13 protein-coding genes are annotated in these 15567 nt (G+C 66.8%); 11 read left to right on the top strand and 2 right to left on the bottom strand.

Annotated elements, in window-relative coordinates:
- Complete coding sequence (locus tag EV380_RS05550) at positions 1-273, bottom strand: hypothetical protein (RefSeq protein ID WP_102159015.1); 273 nt, start codon at positions 271-273, stop codon at positions 1-3.
- Between the two features lie 386 nt (positions 274-659).
- On the opposite strand from EV380_RS05550, the gene EV380_RS05545 reads away from it, so the two are divergent.
- From EV380_RS05545 to EV380_RS05530, 4 genes are all read left to right on the top strand, one after another.
- Positions 660-1409 carry an ABC transporter permease gene (locus EV380_RS05545; protein ID WP_165391887.1) on the top strand — a complete coding sequence of 250 codons (750 nt, stop codon included), beginning with the start codon at positions 660-662 and terminating at the stop codon, positions 1407-1409.
- A gap of 107 nt (positions 1410-1516) precedes the next feature.
- Entirely contained in the window at positions 1517-2293 is a 777-nt protein-coding gene (locus EV380_RS05540) for an ABC transporter ATP-binding protein (RefSeq protein WP_242607514.1), read from the top strand.
- Positions 2294-2330: 37 nt separating this feature from the next.
- A complete protein-coding gene (smc, locus tag EV380_RS05535) occupies positions 2331-5933 on the top strand; it encodes a chromosome segregation protein SMC (protein WP_207219323.1) in 3603 nt (1200 codons plus the stop codon).
- 82 nt (positions 5934-6015) lie between these two features.
- Complete coding sequence (locus tag EV380_RS05530; RefSeq protein ID WP_130449884.1) at positions 6016-7776, top strand: HNH endonuclease signature motif containing protein; 1761 nt, start codon at positions 6016-6018, stop codon at positions 7774-7776.
- 112 nt (positions 7777-7888) lie between these two features.
- On the opposite strand, the gene EV380_RS05525 is transcribed toward EV380_RS05530, so the two are convergent.
- Entirely contained in the window at positions 7889-9136 is a 1248-nt protein-coding gene (locus tag EV380_RS05525; protein WP_130449882.1) for an MFS transporter, read from the bottom strand.
- A 64-nt stretch (positions 9137-9200) separates the two neighbouring features.
- Here EV380_RS05525 and ftsY point away from each other — a divergent pair, with 64 nt between their 5' ends.
- The 7 genes from ftsY (at position 9201) to rimM (ending at position 15566) form a co-directional block, all read left to right on the top strand.
- The gene (ftsY, locus tag EV380_RS05520) at positions 9201-10391 is read left to right on the top strand and encodes a signal recognition particle-docking protein FtsY (protein ID WP_130449880.1); all 1191 of its coding nucleotides are present in this window, start codon (positions 9201-9203) and stop codon (positions 10389-10391) included.
- A gap of 238 nt (positions 10392-10629) precedes the next feature.
- Complete coding sequence (locus EV380_RS05515; RefSeq protein ID WP_102160603.1) at positions 10630-11922, top strand: ammonium transporter; 1293 nt, start codon at positions 10630-10632, stop codon at positions 11920-11922.
- On the top strand, positions 11919-12257 hold the full coding sequence (locus EV380_RS05510) for a P-II family nitrogen regulator (RefSeq protein ID WP_102160602.1): 339 nt from the start codon (positions 11919-11921) through the stop codon (positions 12255-12257). Before EV380_RS05515 ends, EV380_RS05510 begins: the two co-directional genes overlap by 4 nt.
- Positions 12258-12447: 190 nt before the next feature.
- Positions 12448-13989 (top strand): signal recognition particle protein, encoded by a 1542-nt coding sequence (gene ffh / locus EV380_RS05505; protein ID WP_102157544.1) that lies wholly within the window; start codon positions 12448-12450, stop codon positions 13987-13989.
- Positions 13990-14218: 229 nt separating this feature from the next.
- The gene (rpsP, locus tag EV380_RS05500; protein ID WP_102157543.1) at positions 14219-14638 is read left to right on the top strand and encodes a 30S ribosomal protein S16; all 420 of its coding nucleotides are present in this window, start codon (positions 14219-14221) and stop codon (positions 14636-14638) included.
- 2 nt (positions 14639-14640) lie between these two features.
- Positions 14641-14883: an RNA-binding protein gene (locus EV380_RS05495; RefSeq protein WP_102157542.1), complete on the top strand. Its 243-nt coding sequence runs from the start codon at positions 14641-14643 to the stop codon at positions 14881-14883.
- A 149-nt stretch (positions 14884-15032) separates the two neighbouring features.
- Positions 15033-15566, top strand: a complete 534-nt coding sequence (rimM, locus tag EV380_RS05490; RefSeq protein WP_130449878.1) for a ribosome maturation factor RimM — start codon at positions 15033-15035, stop codon at positions 15564-15566.
- Position 15567: the final 1 nt, after the last annotated feature.

Raw genomic sequence — 15567 nt, 5'->3', positions numbered from 1 at the left:
CTACTTTCCGTACTTCGAGACCAACGAGCGCTTGACCTTGCCTGCGACCCGCCGCGCTCGGCGCACGGCCATCCTTGCGGTCCGACGCGGGTTTGCAGCGGCAGTCTTCGCCTTCCGCTTGGCAGCGGCCACATCGATATCGGGCAGGATACGGCGCTTGTGTTCGAGCTCAACCAACAATTGACGTTCGCGCTCGTAGGAAGCCTGGAGCTCGGCGATGAGGTTGCTTTGCGTCTCCAACAGCGCGTGGATGGCGTCGGTCTGCTCTTTCACAGAGAATCCTTCTACTCGGGTCGCGTCTTCTGGCCCGCAACGGTGACCGAAAATCATGGCAACATTATCAGCCGTATCTGGACACTACCCGGCACGCACGGGGGTGTGCCGGACGCCGTCGGACACGCGACGTAGGATAGGTTCAATTGCTACGGCTCACGGGAGTCCGCCGATGAGGGCGAGGCCGCCGAGACGGGCCGGCAGACCTGAGTAGGACGAGGAATTATCGCACTATGACCGATCAATCATCGCCGGGCGCGGCCCGACCGGATCCCCTCCGGTTGGAAACCGGGTTCAGTGGCTTGGCACGAGTTGGCGCTCGGCCGTCCCTGCCTGCCTACATCGCGTCGTTGTGGGCGTACCGGCACTTCATTCGGTTCGACGCTTTGTCGCGTCTGAAGAGCAACTACCGTAAAAACGTCCTCGGTCCCGTTTGGCTCGTGCTGACCCCGGTCTTGAACGGCCTGACCTACTACCTGATCTTCGGGTTGCTGCTCAATCTCAGCCGCGGCATCGACAACTACGTCGGCTATCTCCTCATCGGTGTGTTTGGTTTCCAGTTCACCAACAAGGTCGTCATGGCGGGTGGATCGGCGATCAACAACAACCGCAAAGTCGTCGAGGCGTTCAGCTTCCCGCGCGCGTCGCTGCCGATCGCGGCTTCGCTGCGCGAGACCCTCGGATACATCCCGGGCTACCTCGCCATGCTCGTGCTGATCCTGGCTATCGCCACGCCGGATGAGATCACGTGGCGTTGGCTCTATGTTGTGCCGATCGTGGCACTACAGGCCATCTTCAGCCAGGGCATCGGTCTGCTGCTTTCCCGCGTGATCGCCGCAGCGCCCGACTTCCTGAACATCATGAGCTTCACGATGCGCATCTGGATGTACGCCTCCGGCGTCTTCTACTCGTTTGATCGGTTCGCCAACAGGCCGGAGCTTGCGGGACTGCTCGATGTTCTGGAAGGGAATCCGCTGTACCAGATCTTGAGCATGCTGCGAGGTGTGCTGCTCTATGCGGAGTCGCCGAGCCTCGAACAGTGGCTCCTCGTCGGAGCTTGGGCCGCCGGCGCCTACGCTGTCGGCTTCATCGTCTTCTGGTCAGCTGAGGAAACGTACTCGCGGGAGGCAAAGTGACCGAGGAACGTGTAGCCGCGCCCAGCCCGTACATGTCCGAAACAGACGCAACCCAGCCACGGACTCTCCGACTCGACGATCCGGCGGTGGTGCTCAAGGACGTGAGCATGACCTATCGCGTCCGCGAGGAGGCGGACAAGCCGTGGTGGAAGAAGCCGAAGGTCATCGAGGTCGAGGCCCTCAAGACCATTAATCTGGCCTTCAGCCACGGCGAATCGATCGGCATCGTCGGCCGGAACGGTTCCGGCAAGAGCACGCTGACCAAGCTGATCGCCGGCAGCGTCCTGCCCACGAGCGGCCAGGTCCGCGCGTCCAGCGTGCCCGTTCTACTCGGAGTGAACGCCGCCCTCGTCCAACAGCTCTCCGGCCGGCAGAACGTCATCCTGGGCTGCAGGGCCATGGGTCTGAGCGAGTCGCGCATCAAGGAGAACTACTCGAAGATCGTCGAACTCGCTGGCTTGGAAGGGTTTATGGACCTTCCGATGCGAACCTACTCTTCGGGTATGTCGGCGCGCCTCCGTTTCGCGATTGCGGCCGCTGCGGAGCCGGAGATCCTCATCGTTGACGAGGCGCTAAACACGGGCGACGCCCAGTTCCGTGAACGAACGCGGAAACGGATGGACGGCCTGCGAGAGAACGCTGGATGCGTCTTCTTGATTAGCCACTCCATGAGCACGATCCGGGAGATGACCAACCGCGCGATCTGGATCGACAAAGGTGAGCTCGTCATGGACGGTGACCCGGAGGAGGTCACGGTGGCGTACCGCCGCTACACGTGGCTCCTGGGTAAAGAAGGTCGGCAACAAGACGCGGCTGATCATCGGGACTCGTTCAAAAACCGGCTGCGGCCCGTCACCATCGAGGAAGTGAACACTCGACGCTGAACCCGGCGTTGCCCACGATTGCCAGAGAGGGGCAGGCGTGCACCTGAAGTCACTGACCGTACGCGGGTTCAAGTCCTTCGCGTCGGCGACCTCTTTCGAGTTCGAACCCGGGGTGACCGCCGTCGTTGGACCGAACGGGTCCGGCAAGTCCAACGTCGTCGACGCCCTGGCGTGGGTCATGGGCGAGCAGGGCGCCAAGACGCTGCGCGGCGGCAAGATGGAGGACGTCATCTTCGCTGGAACGTCCGGCCGCCCGCCGCTCGGGCGCGCGCAGGTCTCGCTCACCATCGACAATTCCGACGGCGCTCTCCCGATCGAATACTCCGAGGTCACGATTTCGCGGACCCTCTTCCGCGCGGGTGGCAGCGAGTACGCGATCAACGGCGAGCAGTGCCGTCTGCTCGACATTCAGGAGCTCCTTTCCGACTCCGGTCTTGGTCGGGAGATGCACGTCATCATCGGGCAGGGTCAGCTCGACCGCGTCCTCCATGCGACGCCTGAGGACCGGCGCGGATTCATCGAAGAGGCCGCCGGGATCCTCAAACACCGCCGGCGCAAAGAGAAGACCCTGCGCAAGCTGGACGCCATGCAGGCGAACCTGCAGCGGCTGCAGGACCTGACGACCGAGATCCGCCGCCAGCTGACTCCGCTGGGCAAGCAGGCTGCCGTCGCGCGCCGCGCCCAGACCGTCCAGTTCGAGTTGCGCGACGCGAAGTCCCGGTTGCTCGCGGATGATCTGGTGGGGCTGCGCGATTCCATGGAGCAGGAGCAGGAGAACGAGGCATCGGTCAAGGAACGGCAGCGCTCCGTGACCGCGGACCTCGAGCGCGCACGGCACGACCTCGCGCGCCTGGAGGTCGAGGCCGCCCATGCGACGCCCGCCCAGAACGCCGCCCGCGACATGGTCTACTCGCTCGGATCCGCGCTCGAGCGTTTCCGTTCCCTCGCGGCGTTGGCCGACGAGCGTTCGCGCCTGCTGGGCCGCGCGGACGCCGGTGAGATCGACGAGGGGCGCGACCCCGAGCGCCTCGCCGAGCAGGCGGACCTGCTTGCGGAGGAGCTCGAGGAGCTCCAGGAACAGAACGAGGAGTTCGCCGAGGCGCTGGAGGACGCGGTCACCACCCGTGGCTCCGCGGAAGAGGCCGCTGCCGCTGAGGAACAGCGGTTGACCACGCTGCTGCGCGCCGCCGCTGACCGGCGCGAGGGACTGGCCCGGCTCGCGGGTCAGGTCGCGGCCGCGCGCAGCCGTGTCGAAGCCGCCGAGGGCGAACGAGACCGCCTGCGTTCCGCCGCAGGTGACGCGGCCGAGCGCAGGGACCGCGCCCATCAGGAGTACACCGTCCTCGAGCAGCAGGCCGCCCATGCCGATGGCGAGCCCACCGCCGCGTACGCCAGCGCACACGCCGCCGCGAGCGAGGCCGTCGACGCGGCCCGCACCGCCGCCGATGAACTTCAGGCCCTCTCTCGCGAGTCGCACGGCGTGCGCGCGGGCCTGCGGGCCCGCGTCGACACGCTGACGGCCTCCCTCGAGCGCCGGGACGCCAGCGCCGACGCGCTCGAGCGCTGGCCCGATGCAATCCGCGGCCGCGTCTCCGACCACATGCGTATCGAGCGCGGATACGAGCGCGCGATCGCGGCGGTGCTCGGCCCGTATGCCGAGGCACTCACGGTCGGCTTCGAGGATGCCGTCGGCCTCCTCGGCCACGTCAGGAGCGAGGACCTGGGCCGCCTGCACCTGGTGCACCTGGCCGAGCACGACGACGGCGCAGCGCCCGCCACGGACGACCTGACTGTCGCTGCGGGCGGCAATGTGCGCGAGGCCCTGTCAGTGGTCCGGGCAGAGGGGCGCCTCGCCCCGGCGGTCCAGCACCTGCTGGCGTGCACCGTCGTCGTACCGGACCTTGAAACCGCTTACGGCCTGCTCGACGATCCGGGCAGCGGCGTCCTGCGCGCCGTGACGCGCGAAGGCGACGTCGTCACGGCTGCGACGCTGGAGGGCGGTACCGCCAAGGCTCCCTCGCTCATCGAACAACAGGCAGCGCTGGAGACCGCGCGCGCCGAGCTCGAGGCGGCGACGGCGCGGGAGGCCGCGATTTCTGAGGAGCTCGCGTCCGCACAGGAGGCGCTGCAGGCCGCCCACGCTGACGAAGCTGAAGCCCGCCGCGCCCAGCGGGACGCCGACGCCCGGAACGCCGAGGTGGGCCAGCAACTCGCCGGCCTGAGCGCGACCCTCCGACAGGCGGACGCGGAGGTCACCCGGCTGAACGATCAGGCTGCGGCGGCCCAGGAGCAGATCGCCCGCGAACTGACCGCGCTCGAAGAGCTTGCGGTGCGTCTCGACGCGGCTCAACAGGAGCCCGAGGACGAGCACGAACCCTCCAGCGACGTCCGCGATCGGCTGAACGCGGCGGCCGCTTCCGCCCGCCAGCGCGAAGTCGAGGCGAGGCTCGCGCTGCGGAGCGGGGAGGAGCGTGCAGGCAACCTCAACGGGCGGATCCAATCGCTGCGGCGCGCAGCGGAGACCGAGCGGCGCGCCCGGGACGAAGCCGAACGGCGGGCCCGTGTTCGGGCGCGGCAGGCGAGCATCGCGCGGGCGGTGGCCGCGGCGTCGAGACATGCGGCAGCGACGGTCGAGGTGTCCGCGGCAGCGGCACGCGAGGAACTCGCGCGGGCGGAGGCCGAGCGCGAGCGGCTCGAGACCGAACTGGGTGATGCGCGCAAGGTCACCGAATCACTGAGTCAGGAGCTGGGCCGGCTGACGGACCAGGCGCACCGGGACGAACTGGCGCGGGCGGAGCAACGTCTCAAGATCGAGGCCCTCGAAGACCGGGCTGTCGAGGAGCTGGGGCTGACCCCGGAACATCTGGTCGAGAACTACGGTCCGGACCAGCCAGTGCCCGTCCCCGACGACGATAAGTGGGCCGCGCTCCGCCAGAATGTTGACGAGAATGGCAATCCGGTACCGGAGGGTGTGCCCTACGATCGGGCCGAGCAGACCAAGCGGCTCAAGCGGGCTGAAAAGGATCTGCAGTCCCTTGGAAAGGTGAACCCGCTGGCCCTCGAGGAGTTCGCGGCGCTCGAAGAGCGGCACAAATTCCTGGTGAGCCAGCTCGAGGACCTGACGAAGTCGCGCCAAGACCTCCTCGACATCATCAAGGGTGTTGACGAGCACGTCGAGCAGGTCTTCACGGGGGCGTTTGCCGATACGAAGGTGCAGTTCGAGCGAGTCTTCGGTCGGCTTTTCCCGGGCGGTGAGGGAAGACTGGTGCTGACGGATCCCGACGACATGCTCAACACCGGGATCGAAGTCGAGGCGCGGCCTGCCGGCAAGAAGGTCAAGCGGCTGTCGTTGCTCTCCGGCGGGGAGCGGTCGCTGACCGCCGTGGCGCTGCTGGTCGCGATCTTCAAGGCCCGTCCCTCGCCGTTCTACGTCATGGACGAGGTCGAGGCCGCCCTCGACGACACCAACCTGGGTCGACTGATCACGATCTTCGAGGAGCTGCGGGAGGCAAGCCAGCTGATCGTGATCACGCACCAGAAGCGCACGATGGAGGTCGCGGACGCGCTCTACGGGGTCAGCATGCGCGGCGACGGCGTTTCCCAGGTCATCAGCCAGAAGCTCGAACGCGTTCGGACGTAGTTCGCCGTGAAGTAGGCTGAATCCGTACTAAGATCTGCACAAATCCCTTCCTTTTCTCGAAGTTTTGTACTAGTATTGGTTCATGGAAGCAGCCCTCCTGTTGAACCCGGAAACGTACGCCGGTCTCTCGCCGGCGGACCGGGCGCGTGTGGCTGCCGTGGTCCTTGCCGGCGCCCCGGATGCCATCGCCGGACAGGATGACGAGGCACTGATCCTGGGCACCCGCGCAGCAGAATCCGCCGGCCGGCACCTGGACGCGTTCCGAATCCGGAATGCTGGTGAGGTCGCGGTGCGGTCGGAGAAATCGTTGGGTGAGGACCGACTCTCGGCGCGGTTGGGGTGCCGAACCGAGGTCGAGTTGCTCCAGCGCCTCACCCGGTTGTCGTACGGGCAGCTCAAGAAGCGGATCGCCCTGGACACCGACACCCGCCCCGCGTTCAGCGTGAGCGGTGCGCCGGTGGAGCCGAAGTTCCCGCACGTGGCCGCCGCCCTGCATCAGGGCCTGATTGATCCGGAGACCGCGGCCCTGGTGACGGGGATGTTGAACAAGGTCGCCCGGCGTGCGGACCCGGCGATGCTGGCCGAGGCCGAGGCGGAACTCGTGGACGCGGCCACCGGCGCCCTGGCGGCCCGGCTGCTCCGGCAGGCCCAGGCTGAACAGGACAGCACCGCGAATACTCCTGATAATCTCGCCGACTCAGAGGGCCCCACTAACCCAGATAACCTGGCAGGCGATCCTGCGGATGCGGTGGTCCCGGATGAGGGGTTGGCGTTGAGCTACCCGCAGATGCTCAAGCTCGCCCACCAGTGGGGTGCCTGCCTGGATGAGGACGGCCCGGACCCGGCCGAGGAACGGGCGCACAGCAAACGCTCGCTCACGCTCGGTTCACCCAAGGACGGGCTGGTGCCGTTGACTGGGTGGTTGCTGCCCGAAGTCGCCGCGCACCTGCAGCGCGTCTTCGACGCCCACTCGAACCCCGCCGCCCGCACCACCGGCACCGGCACCTGCCCCGAGACGGCCGGCGACGAGACTGTTGGCCCTGGCTCGAACACGGACACCGCAACCACTGCTGCAACCACCGGGGCTCCGGTGCTGGATGGTCGCACCGCGGCGCAGAAGCGCCACGACATCCTCATGACCATGATCCAGGCAGCGTCCCGCTGCGAAGAGACCCCACACCTCGGCGGTGACACCGCCACCCTGCTCGTACACGTGAACACTGCTGACCTGCTCGATCCGCAGGGCTACGCCCAACTCGAGGGCATCGATGTGCCGGTCTCGTCGCGGGTCGCCCACCGCACCGCGTGTACCGGGGCCGTGCAGAAAGTCGTGTTCGACAACAACGGCCGCATCATCGGCCTCGGCGCGAAGGAACGCACCTTCACGGGGCACCAGCGCCGGGCGATCGCGGCCCGGGACGGCGGATGCGTGATCCCGAACTGCACGATCCGGGCCGCCTGGTGCGAAGTCCACCACGTGAGTCCCTGGGCTCGGGGTGGGAAGACCACGATCGAGAACGGGGTCCTGCTCTGCTGGCACCATCACCACAGCCTCGACAAGTCCGGCTGGGAAATCCGAATGCGAAACGGCATTGTCCAGGTCAAAGCACCGCCCTGGCTGGACCCGGGCGGAACCTTCGTACCCGCCGCGACCTCCCACACCCGGCAACGGGCCAGAATCCTCACCGCCCACGCCAGCAAGACCACGCCCAACCGAAACGCGCAAAGCGTGCACGGACCCGGTCCTGGCAGTAGCAGGGCCGGCGACAGTGGGGGTGGCAGCGGCGGGAACGACCCGCCGGGGCCGCCAGCGCCGACTGGCGGAAACCGAAGAGCTGTCTGACCGGCCGCTAAAGCGAGCACTCCCCGCGCCGCACCGGCGCGGGCCCGTCTGGACCCCACACGCAGGACGAACCTCAGAACCACTCATAGGACCGAGCGTGTCCTTTGCACCGCTACGACTGCTTGCGGTCTTCGGCGACGACGGGGTCTTCGGACGGTCGCGGAACGCGCGCCCAGGCGGCGACGCCCAGCATACCGAGGAGACCACCCACCGCGAATGCCCACCCGTAACCGATCTGGTCGACGAGCAGCCCTGCCACGACCGGGCCGAGAATGGCACCGAAATCGGTGCACATCTGGAACGTGGCCAGCACACGACCGCCGTTCCGCCCCTGGCCGACCACATCGGCGACAGCTGCCTGCTGGGCGGGATTCATGACGCCGATTCCGGCCCCGGCCACTACGGAGAGGACGATGAACAGGGGCACGCTCTCCGCCAGACCGAGGAAGCCCATCGAGATGGAACCGACCGTCAGTCCGATGATGACCGGCCAGCGCCGCCCGTAGCGGTCCGTCAGCCGACCAGAGAACGTCAACGTCACGGCATTTCCGGCGGCGAAGAGCGCCAGAGAGATGCCGGCGATGGCCGTGCCGTACTGGCCGAAAGCGTAAACCGCGAAAAGCGGCACGATCGCCACCCGCACTCCGAAGTTGGTCCAGCCATTCGCGAACCCGGACACGAGCGCCGCGCGATAAGTTGGTGAGGCCAGCGCCTCCGACACGCTCAGCCCGGTGGGGCGGGCGTCGCCGGCGTCGTCCTGGCCCGACGCGAGGGCGCGACGGCGCACGCGCGCCAGTGAAAAGTGGACCAAGGCGGCCGCGATGACCAGCGCGCCGCCGTAGATGAAGAAAGGCAGGCGGTGGCCGAAAGTCGCCAGAAGCCCGCCGACGACGGGGCCGGCGATATTGCCCATGAGGAATGCGCCGGCGTACAACCCGGAGATGCGGCCGCGAATCGTCGGGGGAGCGAGTCGGGCGATCAGTGCCATGGCGGAGACCGTGAACATCGTCGACCCGATTCCGCCGAGTGCGCGGAAGAGGAGGAGTAGTTCGTAGTTCGGCGCGAGGCCGACGAGGATCGTCGAGAACGCGACGATGAGCACGCCGCCGACGTACACGATCGGCTCGCCGAGTTTCTCTGTCAGGCGACCGGAGAGCGGCGCGAACAGCAGGCGGGTCAGGGCGAAGACGCTGACGATGAACGCGGCTGCCGCGGTCGTCACATCGAAACTCGAGGCGTATTGGGGGAGGATCGGCGCGATGATGCCGAAACCGATCGCGATGACGAACGCGGCCCCGATGAGGACCTTGATCTCGCTCGGAATGCTCTCTTTTTCGACCGCTGGGCTCTTAATCGTCATGTCACGTACATTCTAGGGCCGCCGAGAATACGACGAGCGCACGCAACTTGACTAAGCTGTGGGCGTGCCTATTGAACTGAGTCTGATCATTGTCATCGCCGCCGTCGTTCTGATCGGTGCCGGCATAGGCGTGGCCTTCCTGCTGCGCGGCCGGAAGACCAAACCCGGAACCTACACCTCGCCCCGTGACGAGAACGATCCCGCGCCCACCGGCGGGGCGACCGCCACGGATGCTGCCGAGTCCGACGTCGTAGCGCCCCCGGTGCCGGTCGCGGAGGCTGAAGCTCCGGAAGCGGCCGCCGAACCCGCCACGCGGATCGAGGTCCCCGAGCCTGCGCTCGGTCGTCTCGCTCGGCTGCGCGCGCGGCTGGTCAAATCGAACAACGCCCTCGGCAAGGGGCTGCTCGTCCTCCTCAGCCAGGACAAGATCGACGACGACGTCTGGGACGACATCGAGGAGACATTGCTTCTGGCCGACCTCGGCACGGATGCGACGACGGAACTCGTCGACAGCCTGCGTGAACGCGTCAAGATCGAGGGCCACCGTGACGCCGAGGGCGTCCGGTCGATGCTTCGCGAAGAACTCACCAAACTGATCGACCCGTCGATGGACCGCAGCGTCGCCTCCGACCGCCGTGGGGACCGACCCGCCGTCGTCATGGTCGTCGGCGTCAATGGCGTGGGCAAGACCACGACGATCGGCAAGATGGCGCGCGTGCTCGTTGCGGAGGATAAGGACGTGTTGCTCGGCGCCGCCGACACGTTCCGCGCCGCCGCCGCCGAGCAGCTGCAGACGTGGGGTGCGCGGGTGGGCGTACCCACCGTGCGCAGCGACGTCGACGGTGCCGACCCGGCGTCGGTCGCGTACGAGGCTGTGAAGGCGGGCATCGACCAGGAGGTCGACGTCGTCATGGTCGACACCGCCGGTCGCCTGCAGAACAAGGTCGGGCTGATGGACGAGCTCGGCAAGATCAAGCGCGTCATCGAGAAACAGGCCGAGGTCGACGAAGTACTGCTCGTGCTCGATGCGACCACGGGCCAGAACGGCCTCAATCAGGCCAAGGTCTTCTCAGAGGTCGTCAACGTCACGGGGATCGTGCTGACCAAGCTGGACGGCACGGCGAAGGGCGGCATCGTCGTCGCGATCCAGCGTCGACTTGGCGTGCCCGTGAAGCTGGTCGGGCTCGGCGAGGGTGCTGACGATCTGGCCCCGTTCGTCGTCGAGGACTTCGTCGACGCGCTTCTCGAGAACTGACGACAGCAAGAAGGCGGCCCGGGCGGGCCGGACACGCGGGGGAGAAGAGGAATCGGTAACCCCGGCGAAAAACATCGGGAAACATCCCTGTTACATGGCGGCCGCGTGCTTTTTACGTGGCCGCCATTGCCGTAACCGATGCGAAACAGGCGGGCCTGAGACGCGAAACACGACTCCTGTTGTCTTGAAGGCAAGGCGAGAGATCGCTTGCACCTTTTCAAACCACAGGAGGACGGACATGGAACTCAATGCAGTTCAAGTCTGGATGATGGTCTGCTCGGCACTCGTGCTGCTCATGACCCCCGCACTGGCATTCTTCTACGGCGGCATGACGCGCGCCAAGGGTGTCCTGAACATGATGATGATGAGCTTCGTCGCACTTGGCATTACCGCCGTCGTGTGGGTCCTCTGGGGCCACTCGATGTCCGGCGGCGGCGAGGACGTCGGCGGACTGTTCGGCAACCCGTTCACGCAGTTCGGAATGTCCGCCATCATCGGTACAGAAGACCTGATCGGCGCCGGCTTCGGCGCGACGTTCGCGATCATCACGGTCGCCCTGATTTCCGGCGCGATCGCCGACCGCGCCAAGTTCACCGCCTGGATCGTCTTCGTTCCAGTTTGGGTCACTCTGGTCTACGCGCCCGTGGCCTTCTGGGTCTGGGGCGGCGGTCTCCTCTCCGAGGACGGCGCCATCGGCAGCTGGGCCGGAGAGGCCATCGACTACGCGGGCGGAACGGTCGTCCACATCAACGCGGGCGTCGCCGCGCTCGTGCTCGCGCTCATCATCGGCCAGCGCAAGGGCTTCGGCCGCGACCCGGGCCAGCGCCCGCACAACATCCCGTTCGTCATGCTCGGCGCAGCCCTGCTGTGGTTCGGCTGGTTCGGATTCAACGGCGGCGCAGCAGCCGAGGCCGAAGAGGCTGGCCTGATCTGGGTCAACACGATGGTCGCGCCAGCCGCCGCAATGGTCGCCTGGATCCTGACCGAGCGCGTCCGCGATGGTAAGCCCACGTCGCTGGGTGCCGCCTCGGGTGTCGTCGCCGGCCTCGTCGCCATCACCCCGGCCTGCGCCAACGTGTCGCCGCTCGGCGCTATCGCGTTGGGCATCGTCGCCGGTGTCGCGTCGGCCCTCGCCGTGGGACTCAAGTACAAGTGGGGCTACGACGACTCGCTCGACGTCGTCGGCGTCCACCTCGTCTCCGGCCTCATCGGCACCCTGGCGCTGGGCTTCATCGCCCTCGACACCGGCCTCTTCTACGGCGGGGGACTCGCCCAACTCTGGGCGCAGATCGTGGCTGCCGTCGTCGCAATGGTCTACACCGGTATCGTGACCCTTGTCATCGGCCTCGCGATCCACAAGACCGTCGGCTTCCGGATCAGCGTCGAGGACGAGCAGGCCGGCATCGACTTCGCCGAGCACGCTGAGACCGGCTACGAGTTCGGCGGCCTGGGCACCAAGTCCTCCGGCTTCGTTCCGCACCCGGCCACCTCCGGCCACCTGAAATTCAGCAAGGAAGAGGCACAAGCATGAAACTCGTGACTGCCATCGTTCGTCCCGACAAGCTGGACGCCATCCGCGGCGCCCTCGAGAGCTACGGCGTGCAGGGGCTGACCGTTTCCGAGGCCAGCGGCTACGGCCGCCAGCGCGGACACACCGAGGTCTACCGCGGTGCCGAGTACACCGTGGATCTGCTGCAGAAGGCCCGCGTCGAGGTCCTCGTCTCAGACGAATGGTCGAGCGACATCGTCGATGTCCTCGTCGCGACCGCGAATACCGGCCGCGCCGGGGACGGCAAGGTCTGGGTCGTGACCGTGGACGAAGCCGTGCGCGTGCGCACTGGCGAACGCGGGGATGCCGCGCTCTAAGCGCTCACTTCATCCGGTACGACGACGGTGGCTCGCCTCCCGCGGGGGAGGCGAGCCACCGTCGTCGTGTGCTCTTTGTCCCGACGCCGGGGCGACGTCAGAGAGCCGTGGTGGAAATTGATAGGCTAGGCAGTCGAATCCGGCGGATCCGCCGCCACCGACTGCACGATCGAAGGAAGTTTCGGCTCACGTGTTTAATTCACTCTCCGACCGCCTGACAGCCACCTTCAAGAATCTCCGTGGCAAAGGCCGCCTCACCGAGGCCGACGTCGACGGCACGGTCCGCGAAATCCGACGTGCCCTGTTGGACGCCGACGTCGCGGTGCCGGTGGTCCGCTCCTTCGTGAGTCGCGTCAAGGAGCGCGCGCTGGGCCTCGAGGTCAGCCAGTCGCTGAACCCGGGCCAGCAGGTCGTGAAGATCGTCAACGAGCAGCTGGTCGAGATTCTCGGTGGGCAGACCCGCCGCATCAACCTCGCGAAGAACCCGCCAACCGTGATCATGCTCGCGGGCCTGCAGGGTGCCGGTAAGACGACCCTCGCCGGAAAGCTCGCCAAGCACCTCAAGTCGGAGGGGCACACCCCGCTGCTCGTGGCCTGCGACCTGCAGCGCCCGAACGCGGTCAAGCAGCTCCAGATCAACGGAGAGCGGGCCGGCGTGCCGGTCTACGCTCCGCACCCGGGTGTCTCGAGCGAGTTCGAGGAGGCCACGGGCGATCCCGTGGTTGTCGCCGGAAACGGTGTCTCCGAGGCGCGCCAGAAGCAGCACGACGTCGTGATCGTTGACACCGCCGGCCGCCTCGGCGTCGACGAGGAGATGATGAAGCAGGCTGCGGACATCCGCGCCGCCATCAACCCGCACGAAGTCCTGTTCGTGATCGACTCGATGATCGGTCAGGACGCGGTCAACACCGCGCAGGCGTTCAACGAAGGTGTCGACTTCACCGGAGTGGTCCTCTCCAAGCTCGACGGCGACGCTCGCGGTGGCGCGGCCCTGTCCGTGACGCACGTGACCGGCAAGCCGGTCATGTTCGCCTCGACGGGTGAGGGTCTGGACGACTTCGAGGTCTTCCACCCGGACCGCATGGCCGGCCGCATCCTCGAGATGGGCGACATCCTCACGCTCATCGAGCAGGCGGAGAAGTCCTGGGACAAGGACGAAGCCGAGCGCATGGCGCAGAAGTTCGTCGACCAGGAGGACTTCACGCTCGAAGACTTCCTCGCCCAGATGCAGCAGGTCCGCAAGATGGGCTCGATGAAGAAGATGCTCTCGATGATGCCCGGTGCGGCGATTTCGAAGCAGCAGCTCGAGCAGTTCGACGAGAGCCAGATCGACCGCATCGAGGCCATCGTGCGCTCGATGACCCCCCACGAGCGGGTCGCGCCGAAGCTTCTCAACGGTTCGCGCCGTGCCCGTATCGCCCGCGGCTCCGGCGTGCACGTCTCAGAGGTCAACCAGCTCATGGAGCGCTTCAGCCAGGCCCAGAAGATGATGAAGAAGATGGCCTCCGGCGGCGGCATGCCCGGCATGCCCGGTGGTGGGGCCAAGGGCAAGAAGCAGGTCGGCAAGGGGAAGAAGAAGCAGAAGTTCGGCAACCCCGCCAAGGCGGCGCAGGCGGCCAAAGAGCAGTCGCAGAAGAAGACGAGCCTCCCGAGTGGCGCCGCCTTCGGGCAGGCTCCCAAGGAGCTCGATCCGTCGGCGCTGCCCAAGGGCTTCGACAAGTTCCTCAAGTAGGTCAGGTGGCCCCGGCGCTCGTTCCCCGAGGGCTCATGAGTGTGCGGCGCGCGACGTCGGCTTCATTCGCGTCGAGGCCGCGTCTCTGACATAATGGCGGGGTACTTGATCCACGTGGCCCCTCTCTCCGCGTGTGCATCTCGTCCTTAGAACCCACTCGTTATGGACTGTCCCCACGGTGCAGAGGTGTGCGGTTCGCCCCCTTAATGAAACAGGAGTGACCACAAAAGTGGCCGTTAAGATTCGTCTGAAGCGCTTCGGCAAGATGCGCGCCCCGTACTACCGCATCGTCGTCATGGACTCGCGCAACAAGCGCGATGGCCGTGCCATCGAGGAGATCGGCAAGTACCACCCGACCGAGGAGCCCTCGTTCATCGAGGTCCAGTCCGAGCGCGCTCAGTACTGGCTCTCCGTCGGCGCCCAGCCGACCGAGCAGGTCGCCGCGATCCTCAAGATCACCGGTGACTGGCAGAAGTTCAAGGGCCTGCCGGGCCAGGAAGGCACCCTGCGGACCAAGGCTCCGAAGGAAGCTTTCGTTGCTCCCGACAAGGAGTCGGTCATCCTTCCGGAGGCCACCACCCCGAAGGCCGCCAAGGCTGAGGCCCCGGCCGCTGACGCCGCTGAGGCTGAGTCCACCGAGGCTGAGTAGTCATGCTGGCAGAAGCCCTCGACCACTTGGTGCGCGGAATCGTCGATTCGCCCGATGACGTGGAGGTCTCCTCGAAGGAGAACCGCCGCGGTGACATGCTCGAGGTGCGGGTCCACCCGGACGACCTCGGGCGGGTGATCGGCCGACAAGGGCGCACGGCCAAGTCGCTGCGCACTGTCGTCGCCGCGCTGGCCGGTGGTCAGCCGACTCGGGTCGACGTGGTCGACACCGATCGTCGGCGCTGACTCCAGGAGTCGGCACGGGCGGTAGCCAGCTTGTGCAGTGCGATTGAGGGTCCCTCGTCTTCGGACGCGGGACCCTCATTCGTTTCTCGCTAGAATATTTGCGCAGCCTGCACTGGCAGGCAGCACACCATCCACGATGAGGAGACAGCATGCGCCTGCAGGTGGCACGCATCGGAAAGCCGCATGGCATCCGCGGAGAAGTGACGGTTCAGGTGATGACCGACGTCCCCGAGGAGCGGTTCGTGCCCGGCGTCGTGCTCGAGGTCGAGCCCGAGTCTGCTGGAACCCTGACCGTCTCCCGGGCCCGCTGGAACAAAGAGATCCTGCTGCTCGCCTTCGCCGAGGTGGGCGACCGCAACGCGGCCGAGGCGCTGCGCGGTGCCAAGCTCTTCGTGGAGACCGATGAAGAAGAGCCGGTCGACGACGACGCGTGGTACGCGCACGACCTCGTCGGCCTGGCCGCCCTCGTCGACGGCGAGCGGATCGGCACGGTCAGCGGACTGCGCCAAGGCGACGTGCAGGATCTCCTCGAAATCGAGCTGACTTCCGGCGGGGACGCGCTCGTACCGTTCGTCGAAGAAATCGTCCCCGAGGTGGACCTCGAGGCGGGACACGTCCTCATGACTCCGCCCGCGGGCCTGCTGGAACTGAACCAGCCCGAGGACCCGGAGGCAGGGAGCTAAG

It is taken from the genome of Zhihengliuella halotolerans (genome assembly GCF_004217565.1).
Taxonomy (GTDB): domain Bacteria; phylum Actinomycetota; class Actinomycetes; order Actinomycetales; family Micrococcaceae; genus Zhihengliuella; species Zhihengliuella halotolerans.
This window is presented reverse-complemented; position numbering and strand designations above follow the sequence as displayed.